The organism is Streptomyces sp. MUSC 14, from assembly GCF_001866675.1.
Classification (GTDB): Bacteria; Actinomycetota; Actinomycetes; order Streptomycetales; family Streptomycetaceae; genus Streptomyces.
On the sequence record NZ_MLYN01000015.1, the window covers coordinates 77552 to 90470 of the forward strand.

The window sequence follows — 12919 nt, forward strand, 5'->3', positions numbered from 1 at the left end:
CGCGACGGCGCTACGGCGCGAGGCGGCCCACGGCGGCGCACGGGACACCGGGGGCTGGGGCAGGGGCTGGGCGGGCGACGGCACAGCGCGGGGCGGTGTGCGTCGGGAACGCGGGCGGCTGGAGCGGGAGTTCAGCCGCGGCGGCGGGCGGTGCCCGGCACGGTACACAGCGCGCTGTTGACCCGGAGCAGATCGACGGCGCGGTCGGCGACGAGGAGGCCGGCGTACGACGGCACGCGGCCCTGGGGGCGGCTCACGGCCGTCCGGGGGCTTGCGTCCATGGCGTCACCTGTCACTGTTCCGGCCCCGCGGGGCCCTCGCGCTTACCGAAATGCGTCGTTCCGGTCCGGTCGTCACCTGGGGCACCCCACCGCGCTGCGCGGGTTGCCGGTCAGCGAGCCAGGGCCTGGCGCTGACACTCATGACCGTTTCTGGCCGTCAGTTAAGGCAGCCGGCCGCCGGTATGTCAACGACCGTCCGCCAGATGGACGTTCAGCGTCCCCCGTACACCGCCCTCACCTGCGGGAAGCATCCTCGGCGTCGGCGGCGTGTGTCGCCCAGTCCAGGATCTGGACGGCCGCCCCGGCGGCTTCCAGCCCCTGGCAACGGCCGTGGTGGCGGCGGGAGATGCCGTCGAGGTCGAGGTGCCGGCCGAAGGCGGGACGCGCGGCCAGCCGGCGGGCCCAGGCCCACAGGGCGCGGTGGCCGGCGATGCGGTGCACGGCGGAGGCGTCGAGGTGGCAGCGGTGGACGGTGTCGAGCTGGACCAGGGTCACCCACAGTTCGACGTCGGCGGCGGTGAGCCGGTCGTCGACCAGGTACTCGTCCCCGGCCAGCCGCCTCTCCAGCCGGCCCAGGGTGTCGAGCAGCACGTCGAGGGCGGCGGCGCGCCCGTCCGGGTCGCCGCCCGCCTGTCCGGCCCGCTGTGCGGCCTCCTCGATGTCGTCGCACATCCCCTCGACGGCCTCGATCACGGACTCCTGGCCGCACGGGTACAGCGCGCCGCGCCCCTCGTGCGGGAAGCGGTCGAGGTCGCGCAGGATCTCGCGGGCCCGGGTGCTGACGATGCGGCCGGACCAGTCGTCGCTGAGCACGGGGGCGAGGGCCGGCCCGGTGTAGTGGTGGGCGCTGGCCTCGTACAGCGGGCGCAGCGCGGCGTGACCGCCGCCGGGACAGTCCGGGACGGCGGGCAGGAGCGTGACGGGACACCGGTCGCCCAGGCCGAGGACGTCGTGTCCGACGGCGAGGCGCAGCCCGTCGGGGCCGGCGGTGGACAGGTGGAGCCGGTAGCGGTGGGCCACGGCGTAGTGGCCGCTGCGGGCGTCCCGGCCGATCCGGCCCCGGAAGACGGGGGCGGCGCGGTGGACGGACGGGACGGCGGCGAGCGGAGTGCTGGACATACGTCTCCCCGGGTGGTGGGCGTGCGGTGGGGCGCGCCGACGGACGTCGTCGGCCGACGGGCGCGCGGGGGCCCGGCTCAGTGGCGCGGGCCGATCGCGCTGCACACACGCAGCAGATCGATGTGGCGGCGGGAGGTGAGCAGACGGGCGCGGAGCGGCGTACGGCCTGTGCGGCCGGTGACCGGTGCGAGGCGCGCCATCATTCCCTACCTGTTCACTAGGATTCCCGCCCTGAAGTCTCGATCCGGCTCCGTGCGACGTCAAGAGGGGGTCCACGCCTCAGACCCGGGGCGAAGGAGCAAGGAGGAGGGCGGAGGCGGAAGGAGGCGCGTCCGAGGCCTCCTCAGACGGTGCGCCATGTGACATAGTACTGCCGTGACAAAGCGACTGACCTGCGATGTCGTGGTCGTCGGAGCCGGCATGGTCGGCGCGGCCTGTGCCCTGTACGCCGCGCGGGCCGGCCTCGACGTACGGGTGGTGGACCGGGGACCGGTGGCCGGCGGCACCACCGGGGCGGGCGAGGGCAACCTCCTCGTCTCGGACAAGGAACCGGGCCCGGAGCTCGAACTCGCCCTGCTGTCGGCCCGGTTGTGGGAGCGCCTGGCGGACGGGCCGGGTGCGGCGGCCGAGTACGAGCCGAAGGGCGGCCTGGTGGTCGCCCGGACGCCCGCCGCCCTGGCCGCGCTGACGGAGTTCGCGGCCGGACAGCGCGCCGCCGGCGTCCTCGCCGAGCCGGTGAGCGCGGCCGAACTGCCGGACCTGGAGCCCCACGTGGCCGCGGGCATGGCGGGCGGGGTGCACTATCCGCAGGACGCCCAGGTCATGCCCGCCCTGGCCGCGGCGCATCTGCTGCGCGCCTCCGGCGCCCGGCTGCACACGGGCCGGAGAGTGACCGGGGTGATCCGCGGGCCGGACGGCACGGTCCGCGGCGTCCGCACCGACCGGGGCGAGCTGTCCGCACCGGCGGTGGTGAACGCGGCCGGCACCTGGGGCGGCGACCTCGCTGCACTCGCGGGCGTCCGGCTGCCGGTCCTCCCCCGGCGCGGCTTCGTCCTCGTCACCGAGCCGCTGCCGCGCCTGGTGCGGCACAAGGTGTACGCGGCGGACTACGTGGCGGACGTGGCGAGCGACTCGGCCGCCCTGCGCACTTCGCCGGTCGTGGAGGGCACGGCCGCCGGACCGGTGCTGATCGGCGCGAGCCGGGAGCGGGTCGGCTTCGACCGCTCGCTGTCCCTGCCCGCCGTACGGGCGCTCGCGGCGGGGGCCATCGGCCTGTTCCCGTTCCTGGAACGGGTCCGCGCGCTGCGCACGTACGCGGGATTCCGGCCGTATCTGCCCGACCACCTCCCGGCGATCGGCCCCGACCCCCGGGCCCCCGGGCTCTTCCACGCCTGCGGGCACGAGGGTGCCGGTATCGGACTCGCCACCGGCACCGGCCGGTTGATCGCACAGGCGCTCACCGGCGGAGCACCGGAGCTGGACCTCACCCCGTTCCGCCCGGAGCGGTTCGACGCGGACGGAGGCGACACGCCGTGAATCCCCTGGAGTTGGCCCGGGCTCGGCCGGGCGAGCCCTTCACCGCCACCCTGGACGGGCGGCCCGTCGAGGCGCTGCCCGGACAGACGGTCGCGGCGGCGCTGTGGGCGGCGGGCGTGCCGGCCTGGCGCACCACGCGCGGCGCGGGCCGCCCACGCGGGGTGTTCTGCGGGATCGGGGTGTGCTTCGACTGCCTGGTGACCGTCAACGGCCGTGCGAACCAACGCGCTTGCCTGGTCCCGGTGCACCCGGGCGACGCGATCCGCACCCAGGAGGGGACGGGGCCGACCGGAGGGACGGGGCAGGGCGATGAGTGAGCATGTTCGTCTCGCCGTCGTCGGCGCGGGTCCGGCGGGCCTCGCCGGGGCGCTGGCGGCGGCTTCCCGGGGCGTGCGCGTCACCCTGGTCGACGCGGCCGACCGGGCGGGCGGCCAGTTCTACCGGCAGCCCGCCCCCGCCCTGAACGCCCGCCGCCCGCAGGCCCTGCACCACCAGTGGCGCACCTGGCGGCGGCTCGCGGACTGCCTGGCCCGGCACACCGAGGCCGGACACCTCACATACCTGACGGACCATCATGTGTGGTGTGTGCAGCGGGAGTCGGGCTCCTTCGCGGTGCACGCCCTGCTCGGACCGGAGCAGGAGGAGGGCGTCACGGTGCACGCCGACGCCGTCCTGCTCGCGACCGGCGGTTACGAGCGGGTGCTGCCCTTCCCGGGCTGGACACTGCCCGGAGTCGTCACGGCGGGCGGCGCGCAGGCCATGCTCAAGGGCGGCCTGGTGCTGCCGGGCCGTACGGTCGTGGTCGCGGGCACCGGACCGCTGCTGCTGCCGGTGGCCACGGGGCTCGCCGCGGCCGGGGCGCGGGTGGCCGCGCTGGTGGAGTCCGCCGGCCCCGCGGCCCTGCTGCGCCGGGCACCCGGCCTCGCGGCGCACCCCGGCGAGCTCGCCGAAGGTGCCTGGTACGCGGGGCTGTTGGCGCGGCACCGGGTGCGCGTTCTGGCCCGGCACACCGTGGTGGCGGCGCACGGCACCGACCGGCTGACGGCGGTCACCGTCGCCGCGCTGGACCGCGCCGGCCGGATCCGGCCCGGCACCGCGCGCCGTATCCCCTGCGACAGCCTGGCCGTCGGCCACGGCATGCTGGCGCACACCGATCTCGCCGAGACACTCGGCTGCGCGCTCGCCGGCCCGGCCGTACGGGTGGACGCGGAGCAGCGCACCGACGTGCCCGGGGTGTGGGCCGCGGGCGAGGCCACCGGCATCGGCGGCGCGGCCCTCGCCCTCGCAGAGGGGCACATCGCCGGGCGCTCGGCGGCCGCCCGTATGCGGGGCACCGTGCCCGACCCGCGCGCCTGGGCCGCCGCCGACCGGGCCAGGTCCCGGCACCGGGCCTTCTCCGCGGTGCTCGACACGGTGTACGCGCCGCCCGCGGGCTGGGCGGAGCGGATCCCTAACGACACGGTGGTGTGCCGGTGCGAGGAGGTCACCGCGGGCGAGGTCCGTACGGCCGCCCGGACGCTCGGGGCCACCGACCTGCGCTCCGCCAAGCTGCTCACCCGGGCCGGCATGGGCTGGTGCCAGGGCCGGATGTGCGCACCCGCGGTGGCGGGCCTGACCGGCTGCCCGCTCGCGGCGGGACGCCGCCCGTTCGCCCGCCCCGTCCCGCTCGGCGTGCTGGCGGGCCTGCCGGACGCCCCGGACGACCCGGATACGCCGGACGACAGCTCACCCGCACCACAGTGATATGTCACATACTCATTGATTGGGGACCGCTCATGACCCACCCGGAGAACCGCCCCTGGCGCGGCGTCCTCGTCGCCACCGCGCTTCCCCTGCGCGCCGACCTCTCCGTCGACCACGACCGCTACGCCGAGCACTGCTCCTGGCTGGTCGACAGCGGCTGCGACGGCGTCGTGCCCAACGGTTCGCTCGGCGAGTACCAGGTGCTCACCCCCGAGGAGCGGGCCCGGGTGGTGGAGACGGCGGTGGCGGCGGTCGGCGGGGAGCGGGTGATGCCGGGCGTCGCCGCGTACGGCTCCGCCGAGGCGCGGCGCTGGGCCGAGCAGGCGGGCGAGGCGGGCTGCGCGTCGGTGATGCTGCTGCCGCCCAACGCCTACCGTGCCGACGAGCGCTCGGTGCTCGCCCACTACGCGGAGGTCGCCCGGTCGGGCCTGCCGGTGGTGGCGTACAACAACCCGGTCGACACGAAGGTGGACCTGGTGCCCGAACTCCTCGCCCGGCTGCACGGCGAGGGCCACGTCCACGCGGTCAAGGAGTTCTCGGGCGACGTCCGCCGCGCCTACCGCCTCGCGGAACTCGCCCCGGAACTCGACCTGTTGATCGGCGCCGACGACGTCCTGCTGGAGCTCGCGGTGGCGGGTGCCAAGGGCTGGGTGGCGGGCTACCCCAACGCGCTGCCGCGCGCCTCGGCGCAGTTGTACCGCGCGGCCGCGGCCGGCGACCTCACCACCGCGCTCCCCCTGTACCGGCAACTGCATCCCCTGCTGCGCTGGGACTCGCGGACGGAGTTCGTGCAGGCGATCAAGCTGTCCATGGACGTCGTCGGCCGGTACGGCGGCCCGGTGCGCCCGCCGCGCGTCCCGCTGCTGCCGGAGCAGGAGGCCGCGGTCCGCGCGGCCACCGAGAAGGCCGCCGCCGCGGGCCTCGCCTGAGGCCCCGACACACTCAGGAGGGAGTCGGACCATGCGCAGCAAGCTCGTCCTGCACGCCGTCGACTCGCACACCGAGGGCATGCCGACCCGCGTGATCACCGGCGGGATCGGCACCCTGCCCGGTGCGACGATGAACGAACGGCGGCTGTACTTCCGCGAACACCGCGACCAGATCAAGCAGTTGCTGATGAACGAGCCGCGCGGCCACTCCGCGATGAGCGGCGCGATCCTCCAGCCGCCGAGCCGTCCCGACTGTGACTGGGGGGTCGTCTACATCGAGGTCTCGGGTTATCTGCCGATGTGCGGGCACGGCACGATCGGGGTCGCGACCGTACTGGTCGAGACCGGCATGGTGGAGGTCGTCGAGCCGGTGACCACCATCCGGCTGGACACCCCGGCGGGGCTGGTGGTGGCCGAGGTGGCGGTGGAGAACGGTGCCGCGCGGCATGTGACCCTGAGGAACGTGCCCTCGTTCGCCGTCGCCCTGGACCGCGAGATCACCCTGCCGGACGGCCGTACGGTCACCTACGACCTCGCCTACGGCGGCAACTTCTACGCGATCGTCCCGCTCGACGCCTTCGGCATCCCTTTCGACCGCACCCGCAAGGACGACATCCTCGCGGCCGGTCTCGCGCTGATGGAGGCGATCGACTCCGAGGCGCGGCCGGTGCATCCCGAGGACCCGTCGATCCGCGGCTGCCACCATGTGCACCTCTACGCGCCCGGCGCCACCGCGCGGCTCTCGCGGCACGCGATGGTCATCCACCCGGGCTGGTTCGACCGCTCGCCGTGTGGCACGGGTACGTGTGCGCGCATGGCGCAGTTGCACGCGCGCGGCGAACTGCCGTTGCACACCGAGTTCGTGAACGAGTCCTTCATCGGCACCCGGTTCACCGGACGTCTGCTCGGCGAGACGGAGGTGGCCGGAGTCCCGGCCGTGCTGCCGAGCTTCACCGGCCGCGCGTGGATCACCGGCACCGCGCAGTATCTGCTCGACCCCGCCGACCCGTTCCCGGAAGGCTTCGTCCTCTAGAATCCGCCGGTGATGCGTGACATGGCACAGGAACAGCACAAGCCGGACCCGGACCCGGGTCTGCCGGCGCTCCCCCGACTCGGCGGCCGGCGCAGCAGCTACCGCGAGCGGGTCGCCGACGCGCTGCGCGCCGCACTGATCGCGGGTGAGCTGCGGCCGGGCGAGGTCTACTCCGCGCCCTCGCTCGCCGCCCGCTTCGGTGTCTCGGCGACGCCGGTGCGGGAGGCGATGCTGGACCTGGCCAAGGAGGGCCTGGTCGACACCGTGCCCAACAAGGGCTTCCGGGTCACCGCGGTCTCCGACCGGCAGCTGGACGAGTACACGCACATCCGCGCGCTGATCGAGATCCCCACCGTGGCCGCCCTGGCCCGCACGGCCGACCGGGTCTCGCTGGAGGCGCTGCGGCCGGCGGCCCGGGAGATCGTCACCGCGGCGGCCGCCGGCGACCTGATCGCCTACGTGGAGGCCGACACCCGCTTCCACCTCGGTCTGCTGGCCCTGGCGGGCAACGCCTACCTGGTCGAGGTGGTCGCCGACCTGCGCGGCCGCTCCCGCCTCTACGGCCTGACCGCCCTGGTGCGGGCGGGCCGGCTGCTCGCCTCCGCCCAGGAACACCTCGAACTCCTCGACGCCCTGCTGGAACGCGACGAGCGGTCCGTCCACGCGATCATGACCCGCCACCTGGGGCATGTCCGCAGCCTGTGGGCGGCGGGCGGGGACAGCGACTAGGGCAGCCGCGGACGCCACCGCATATTTCACGGCTCAGGCGCCCTTGAGCTGTACTTTTTCCGTCACCGCCCCGGCCGGACGAGACAAGGACCGGCAATTTTGCGGTGGGTGGGAGCTTCCCGGACCATACTCCCGTTCCGGCGATCCCGGGACATCTGTTCGATGAGAGGCAGACCACCCACATGGCCACGGCCGTCGACACCACACCCGCCGACACCACGGACGCCACGGACCCCGACGGCGCCGGCAAGCACGCCCGGAGCTTCGGCCTCCCGGTCGCCACCGCGCTGGTCATGGGCAACATCATCGGCGGCGGGATCTTCACGCTCCCCGCCTCCATCGCCCCGTACGGCACGGTCAGCCTGATCGCCTTCGGCGTGCTGACCGTCGCCGCCATCGCCCTCGCCCTGGTCTTCGGCCGCCTCGCCGCGCGCGATCCGCGCACCGGCGGGCCGTACGTCTACGCCCGCGAGGCCTTCGGCGACTTCGCCGGCTTCCTGACCGCCTGGTCGTACTGGATCACCGGCTGGGTGTCGAACGCCGCGCTCGCCGTGGCCGCCGTCGGCTATCTGAACGTGGTGCTCCCGGTGGGCGGCAGCCACTGGTCCGCGTGTCTGACTGCCCTCGTCCTGCTCTGGCTGCCGGCCCTCGCCAACTTCGCCGGCACCCGGTACGTGGGCGCCGTCCAACTCGTCTCCACGGTGCTGAAGTTCGTGCCGCTGCTGCTCGTCGCGGTCGGCGGGCTGTTCTTCTTCGACCCGTCCCGCATGGGCCCGTTCAACTCCAGCGGTCACGGCCCGGTCGGCGCGGTGTCCGCCTCCGCCGCCCTGCTGCTCTTCTCCTACCTGGGCGTGGAGTCCGCCGCCGTCAGCGCGGGCGAGGTCAGGGACGCCCGCCGCAACGTGGGCCGCGCGACCGTCATCGGCACCGCGGGCGCCGCCGTCGTGTACCTGCTGGGCACCCTGTCCGTCTTCGGCACGGTCCCGCACGAGCGGCTGGTGCACTCCACCGCGCCGTTCTCGGACGCCGTGAACGCGATGTTCGGCGGCGGCTGGGGCGGTACGGCGGTGGCGGTGGCGGCGGTGATCTCGATGACCGGCTGCCTCAACGGCTGGACGCTGCTCAGCGCCCAGACCCCGTACGCCGCCGCCAAGGACGGCCTGTTCCCGGCCGCCTTCGCCCGGCGCCGCCGGGGCGTGCCGACCTTCGGCGTCGCCGTCACGGCCGTCCTCGCCTCGCTGCTCACCGCGTACAACTACCTGTCGGGCTCGACCAGGGTCTTCGAAGTGCTGGTCCTGGTCACCACGTTCACGGCGACCGTGCCCTACCTGCTGGCGACGGCCGCGCAGCTCTTCCACCTGGTCTCCGGCAAGGGCGAGTCGGTGAACCGCTCCCGGCTGGTGCGGGACGCGGTGATCACCACGGTCGCCGCCGGCTTCTCCCTGTGGCTGATGGCGGGCGCCGGCTACGCGGCCGTCTACCAGGGCACGCTGTTCCTGTTCGTCGGCGTCCTCGGCTACGCGCTCCTGGCGGCCCGCCGCCGGCGGAACGCGTCGTAGGACACCGAGGCCGATCGGGGAAGCAGGGGAAACCACAAGGCGCCGTACCGGAGAGATCCGGTACGGCGCCTTCCTGCGTCTTCGCAACGTCGGGACGACAGGATTTGAACCTGCGACCCCTTGACCCCCAGTCAAGTGCGCTACCAAGCTGCGCCACGTCCCGTTGCGATCCACCCGGGATGCCCCGCGTGATCACGCAGGTCAACCTTACCGCACCCGCGCCGGTGCCCGTGTCACCCCCGTCGCGGCGGGTGCCGGCGTACGGCCGGGGCGGTGGGCCGGGACCAGGAGGGCGGCGCCGGCCGCGGCCAGGCAGAGGAGGGCGAGCAGGGCCCAGGCGTGGGTGTAGCCGGAGACGTAGGGCAGGCCGGAGGACTGGAGGCGGCCGGTCACCAGGACGCCGGTGAGCGCGGCGCCGATGGAGCCTCCGATGGTGCGGACGTTGGCGTTCATGCCGGTCGCGGCGCCGGTCTGCTCGGGCGGGACGCTGCCGACGATCAGGTTGGCCATGGCGGCGAAGGCGAGCCCGATGCCCAGGCCGAAGAGGCCCGCGACCACGGCTGTCTGCCACTGCGCGTCATGCCAGAAGGTGAGGAAGGCGCAGGCCAGCGCGCCGAGCGCGGCGCCCGTGGTGAGCAGTGCCTTGGCGCCGACACGGGGCTCCAGGCGGCCGGAGAGGACACCGGACAGGAACATCGCGAGCAGCATCGGCAGCATGAGCAGCCCGGAGGCGGTGACACTGGCGCCGAAGCCGTATCCGGCCGCGGCCGGGGTCTGGACGAAGCCGGGCAGGAAGGACCACATCGCGTACATGCCGGCGCCGAAGAGCAGGGCGGCCGCGTTGGTCGTCCACACCGTCGGGAGCCGCATGACGCGCAGGTCGATCAGCGGGCTGCGGGAGCGGGCCTCGGCGGTCAGCCACACGGCGAACAGCACGACGGCGGCGGCGAACAGGCCGAGCACCTTCGCCGAGCCCCAGCCCCACTGCCCGGCCTGGCTCAGCGGCAGCAGCAGGGCCACCAGCCACGCGGAGAGCAGCGCTGCACCGGCCCAACTCACCGTCCCCTGGGCCCGCTGGGGGGATTCGGGGACGTAGCGCACGGCGATCAGCACGGTCGCGGCGACGATCGCCACGGGGATCCAGAAGAGCCAGCGGTAGTCGAGCGCGGAGACGATCGGGCCGGCGGCCACCATGCCGACCCCGCCGCCGGCGGCGATCACCGCGGAGAGGTTGCTGATGCTCGCGCCGACCTCGGCCGCGGTGAACTCGTCCCGGATGATGCCGAAGGACAGCGGGAAGAGGGCGCCGCCGACGCCCTGGACGACCCGGGCGACGATGAGCACGCCGATGTCCGGCGCGAGCGCGGCCACGAGGCAGCCGGCGAGGACGGTCAGCAGGACGGCGACGAGCGTGCGCTTCTTGCCGGCGAGGTCGCCGACCCGGCCGAGGATCGGGGTGAAGACCGAGGCGGACAGCAGATAGGCGGTCATCACCCAGGTCGCGGTCGACTGGGAGGTGTGCAGGGCGTGCTGGACGGTCGGCAGGGCCGGCGCGATCAGCGACTGGAGCATGGAGAACACGCCGGCACCGGTCGCGAGGACCGCGAAGGTGAGGCGGGTGGACGTGCGGGGCATGAAGGAGCCTCTCCGGAAAACCGGGACGGGGAAGTGTGGGGTGCACCGGCGATTGCTAAAGTGGAGGTGCACCTCCACTCTAGCGGAGGCGTACCTCCGCTTCAAGATGTGGAGGTGACCCTCCGGATCGTCCGATCGTCCACGCACCTCAGGAGGCAGCCGTGACGGCCACGCCGTTCCCCGTCGGCGAGCTGGTGGCGGCCCGCCGGCCGCACCGCAAGGACGCCGCCCGCAACTACGACGCCCTGCTCGCGGCCGCCCGCGAGGCGTTCGCCGAGCACGGCTCGGACGCCTCCCTGGAGGACGTCGCACGCCGCGCGGGCGTCGGCATCGGCACCCTGTACCGCAACTTCCCCACCCGCCGCGATCTGTTCGAGAGCGTCTACGCCGACGAGGTCAACGCCCTGTGCGCGGCGGCCCTGGAGGTCGCGGACCGGGAGCCGTGGCAGGCGCTGACCGCCTGGCTGGACCGGTTCGCCGGGTACATGGTCACCAAGCGCGCGGTGCGCGAGGCCCTCAACGACGAGTCGGAGATCTTCCAGTCCTGCCGCGACTCGATGTACGCCGCCGGGGGCCCGCTGCTGGAGCGCGCGCAGCGGGCGGGCGTGGCCCGGCCGGACATGGACTTCACCGACCTGCTGCGGATGGTCGCGGGGATCACGGCGACGGTGTTCGACGACGACGCCCAGCGCGACCGGGTCCTCGCAATCGCCCTGGACGGCGTGCGCACCGGCCGCTGAGCCGTCCGCGAAACGCCCTACTTGATCACCGCGTTCGCCACCACCACGATCAGCCCGAGCAGCGCGTCCCCGAGCCCCATCAGGATCGCGGTCGGCCAGCGTCGGGCCGACCAGCGGGCGGTGATCAGGCCGAGGGTGAAGAGGATGACGATGTTGAGGAGGAAGGCCGGGTACTCCAGCCCCTTCGCGGACCACCAGCCCCAGCCCGCGCCCGCGAGGACGAAGACCGTCGGCAGGACGGCCGTGACCAGCGGCCACTCGTCGCGCAGGGCGCGCAGGGCGTCCCAGCGGCGGTGCGGGGAGCGCTCGGCGATGTAGTGGGCGTAGCCGTGGGCCAGGGCGGAGGCGAACGCGGTCACCAGCAGCCAGACGGCGTCGTAGCGGCGGCCGGCCGGACTCGTGCGGCCGTACTGGGAGAGAGCGGCGACCATCGAGCTGGCGAGGACGGCGCCGTAGACCCCGCCGAAGAGGACCGCCTCGCGCGTGCCGTGCTGGCGGTGCGGCCGCGGCGCGCCGGGCTCGGCAGCGGCCGCCGTGGAGTCAGCCATGCTCCCCACGGTCCCCCGGGCCCGGCACGGCCGCCAGCGGTGGCGCCCCCGACGAAGTGTCCCGTGACCCGCTCCGATGCCCCACACCCTGTCGCCCCCGGCCCGCCCGACGCGCTGGCTAGGGTCGCCTCATGACGCACAGCTTCGCGCTCCACATCCCGGACGCCGACCTCGAACCCGAGCCCCTCGACCCGGAGCGGATCGTCTCCGGGACCCCGCAGGTCACCGGAAAGGTGGTCTGGGAGTCGCCGGACGGCAGGCAGCTCCGCGGGATCTGGCAGATCACCCCGGGCGTGGTCACGGACACGGAGGCGGACGAGTTGTTCGTGGTGATCAGCGGCTCGGCGACGATCGAGGTCGAGGGCGGGGCGACGCTGAGCGTGGGGCCGGGGGACATGGCGGTGCTGAAGGAGGGCGACCGTACGCGGTGGACCGTGCACGAGACGCTGCGCAAGGCGTACGCGATCACTCTGTGAACCCGCGGCCCAGCGTCTCGACTCCCGCGGCCAGCGCCTCCACCACCGCGTCCGGCGGTCGGTTCGTGCCGCCGCTGGTGCGGGCCGGCAGGGGCAGCTCCACCTGGACGCCGGAGAGCCGGGTCAGGTTGACCGGGTTCCTGGGGTGCAGGCCGCGCAGGCCGGACGGGATCTCCGTGAGGTCGGTGACCGCCGGGAAGCGCGGGGCGCGGGCGGCCAGCGCCTCGGCCACGACGCGGGCCGCCGCCCGGTTGCGGCCGCCGAGGAAGACCGTGTGCGGGGCGCGCATGTGACCGTGCAGGGACACCGTGAGGGAGACCCGCGCGAGGAACTCCCGCAGCAGCACGCAGTGTTCGGCCGCCATGCGCGGTGACTTGATGTGCACCGGCCGCGGGTTTCCCGGCTGGGTGAAGACGAGGCTGGTGGCACCGCAGCGCCGGGCCAGGATCCCGGCGAGCTCGGCGGTGCCGCCCTCGTTGCTGCCGTGCAGCGCCAGCAGTCCGACGCCGTCACCGGGGACGAGGGTCGCGAGCAGCGCGACCCCCTCGATCGTGACCTGCTCCACGCGTGCGGTACGCGTCACCGTTCTCC

At 74.3% G+C, this 12919-nt stretch carries 14 protein-coding genes, 1 tRNA gene and 1 riboswitch; of the genes, 9 read left to right on the forward strand and 6 right to left on the reverse strand.

Features of this window, described 5'->3' with window-relative positions; translation table 11 throughout:
* Positions 1–131: 131 nt before the first annotated feature.
* A complete protein-coding gene (locus BIV25_RS50865; RefSeq protein ID WP_177235204.1) occupies positions 132–281 on the reverse strand; it encodes a hypothetical protein in 150 nt (49 codons plus the stop codon).
* Positions 282–314: 33 nt separating this feature from the next.
* A riboswitch (SAM riboswitch) is annotated at positions 315–427 on the reverse strand.
* A gap of 88 nt (positions 428–515) precedes the next feature.
* A complete protein-coding gene (locus BIV25_RS08905; RefSeq protein ID WP_071371640.1) occupies positions 516–1400 on the reverse strand; it encodes a glutathione S-transferase C-terminal domain-containing protein in 885 nt (294 codons plus the stop codon).
* 375 nt (positions 1401–1775) lie between these two features.
* On the opposite strand from BIV25_RS08905, the gene BIV25_RS08910 reads away from it, so the two are divergent.
* The 7 genes from BIV25_RS08910 to BIV25_RS08940 all read left to right on the forward strand — a co-directional run bounded on the left by BIV25_RS08910 (position 1776) and on the right by BIV25_RS08940 (position 8929).
* Entirely contained in the window at positions 1776–2936 is a 1161-nt protein-coding gene (locus BIV25_RS08910) for an FAD-binding oxidoreductase (protein ID WP_071371641.1), read from the forward strand.
* Complete coding sequence (locus tag BIV25_RS08915) at positions 2933–3253, forward strand: (2Fe-2S)-binding protein (RefSeq protein WP_071371642.1); 321 nt, start codon at positions 2933–2935, stop codon at positions 3251–3253. Before BIV25_RS08910 ends, BIV25_RS08915 begins: the two co-directional genes overlap by 4 nt.
* Positions 3246–4679, forward strand: a complete 1434-nt coding sequence (locus BIV25_RS08920) for an NAD(P)/FAD-dependent oxidoreductase (protein ID WP_071371643.1) — start codon at positions 3246–3248, stop codon at positions 4677–4679. Before BIV25_RS08915 ends, BIV25_RS08920 begins: the two co-directional genes overlap by 8 nt.
* A gap of 32 nt (positions 4680–4711) precedes the next feature.
* Positions 4712–5608, forward strand: coding sequence for a dihydrodipicolinate synthase family protein (locus tag BIV25_RS08925; RefSeq protein WP_071371644.1), 897 nt, complete (start codon positions 4712–4714; stop codon positions 5606–5608).
* Positions 5609–5639: 31 nt separating this feature from the next.
* Positions 5640–6641, forward strand: a complete 1002-nt coding sequence (locus BIV25_RS08930; protein ID WP_071371645.1) for a proline racemase family protein — start codon at positions 5640–5642, stop codon at positions 6639–6641.
* Between the two features lie 12 nt (positions 6642–6653).
* The gene (locus BIV25_RS08935) at positions 6654–7370 is read left to right on the forward strand and encodes a GntR family transcriptional regulator (protein ID WP_071371646.1); all 717 of its coding nucleotides are present in this window, start codon (positions 6654–6656) and stop codon (positions 7368–7370) included.
* Between the two features lie 182 nt (positions 7371–7552).
* Complete coding sequence (locus tag BIV25_RS08940) at positions 7553–8929, forward strand: amino acid permease (RefSeq protein ID WP_071371647.1); 1377 nt, start codon at positions 7553–7555, stop codon at positions 8927–8929.
* A gap of 89 nt (positions 8930–9018) precedes the next feature.
* On the opposite strand, the gene BIV25_RS08945 is transcribed toward BIV25_RS08940, so the two are convergent.
* Positions 9019–9092, reverse strand: a tRNA-Pro gene (locus BIV25_RS08945).
* Positions 9093–9136: 44 nt separating this feature from the next.
* Positions 9137–10564: an MFS transporter gene (locus BIV25_RS08950; protein WP_071371648.1), complete on the reverse strand. Its 1428-nt coding sequence runs from the start codon at positions 10562–10564 to the stop codon at positions 9137–9139.
* Positions 10565–10725: 161 nt separating this feature from the next.
* Here BIV25_RS08950 and BIV25_RS08955 point away from each other — a divergent pair, with 161 nt between their 5' ends.
* Positions 10726–11304 (forward strand): TetR/AcrR family transcriptional regulator, encoded by a 579-nt coding sequence (locus BIV25_RS08955; RefSeq protein WP_071371649.1) that lies wholly within the window; start codon positions 10726–10728, stop codon positions 11302–11304.
* 17 nt (positions 11305–11321) lie between these two features.
* On the opposite strand, the gene BIV25_RS08960 is transcribed toward BIV25_RS08955, so the two are convergent.
* The gene (locus BIV25_RS08960) at positions 11322–11852 is read right to left on the reverse strand and encodes a hypothetical protein (RefSeq protein ID WP_071371650.1); all 531 of its coding nucleotides are present in this window, start codon (positions 11850–11852) and stop codon (positions 11322–11324) included.
* Positions 11853–11983: 131 nt separating this feature from the next.
* Between BIV25_RS08960 and BIV25_RS08965 the strand changes: the two genes are divergently transcribed.
* Positions 11984–12328 (forward strand): cupin domain-containing protein, encoded by a 345-nt coding sequence (locus BIV25_RS08965; protein WP_071371651.1) that lies wholly within the window; start codon positions 11984–11986, stop codon positions 12326–12328.
* On the opposite strand, the gene BIV25_RS08970 is transcribed toward BIV25_RS08965, so the two are convergent.
* On the reverse strand, positions 12318–12911 hold the full coding sequence (locus BIV25_RS08970; protein ID WP_071371652.1) for a poly-gamma-glutamate hydrolase family protein: 594 nt from the start codon (positions 12909–12911) through the stop codon (positions 12318–12320). The two genes, BIV25_RS08965 and BIV25_RS08970, sit on opposite strands and share 11 nt — an antisense overlap.
* Positions 12912–12919: the final 8 nt, after the last annotated feature.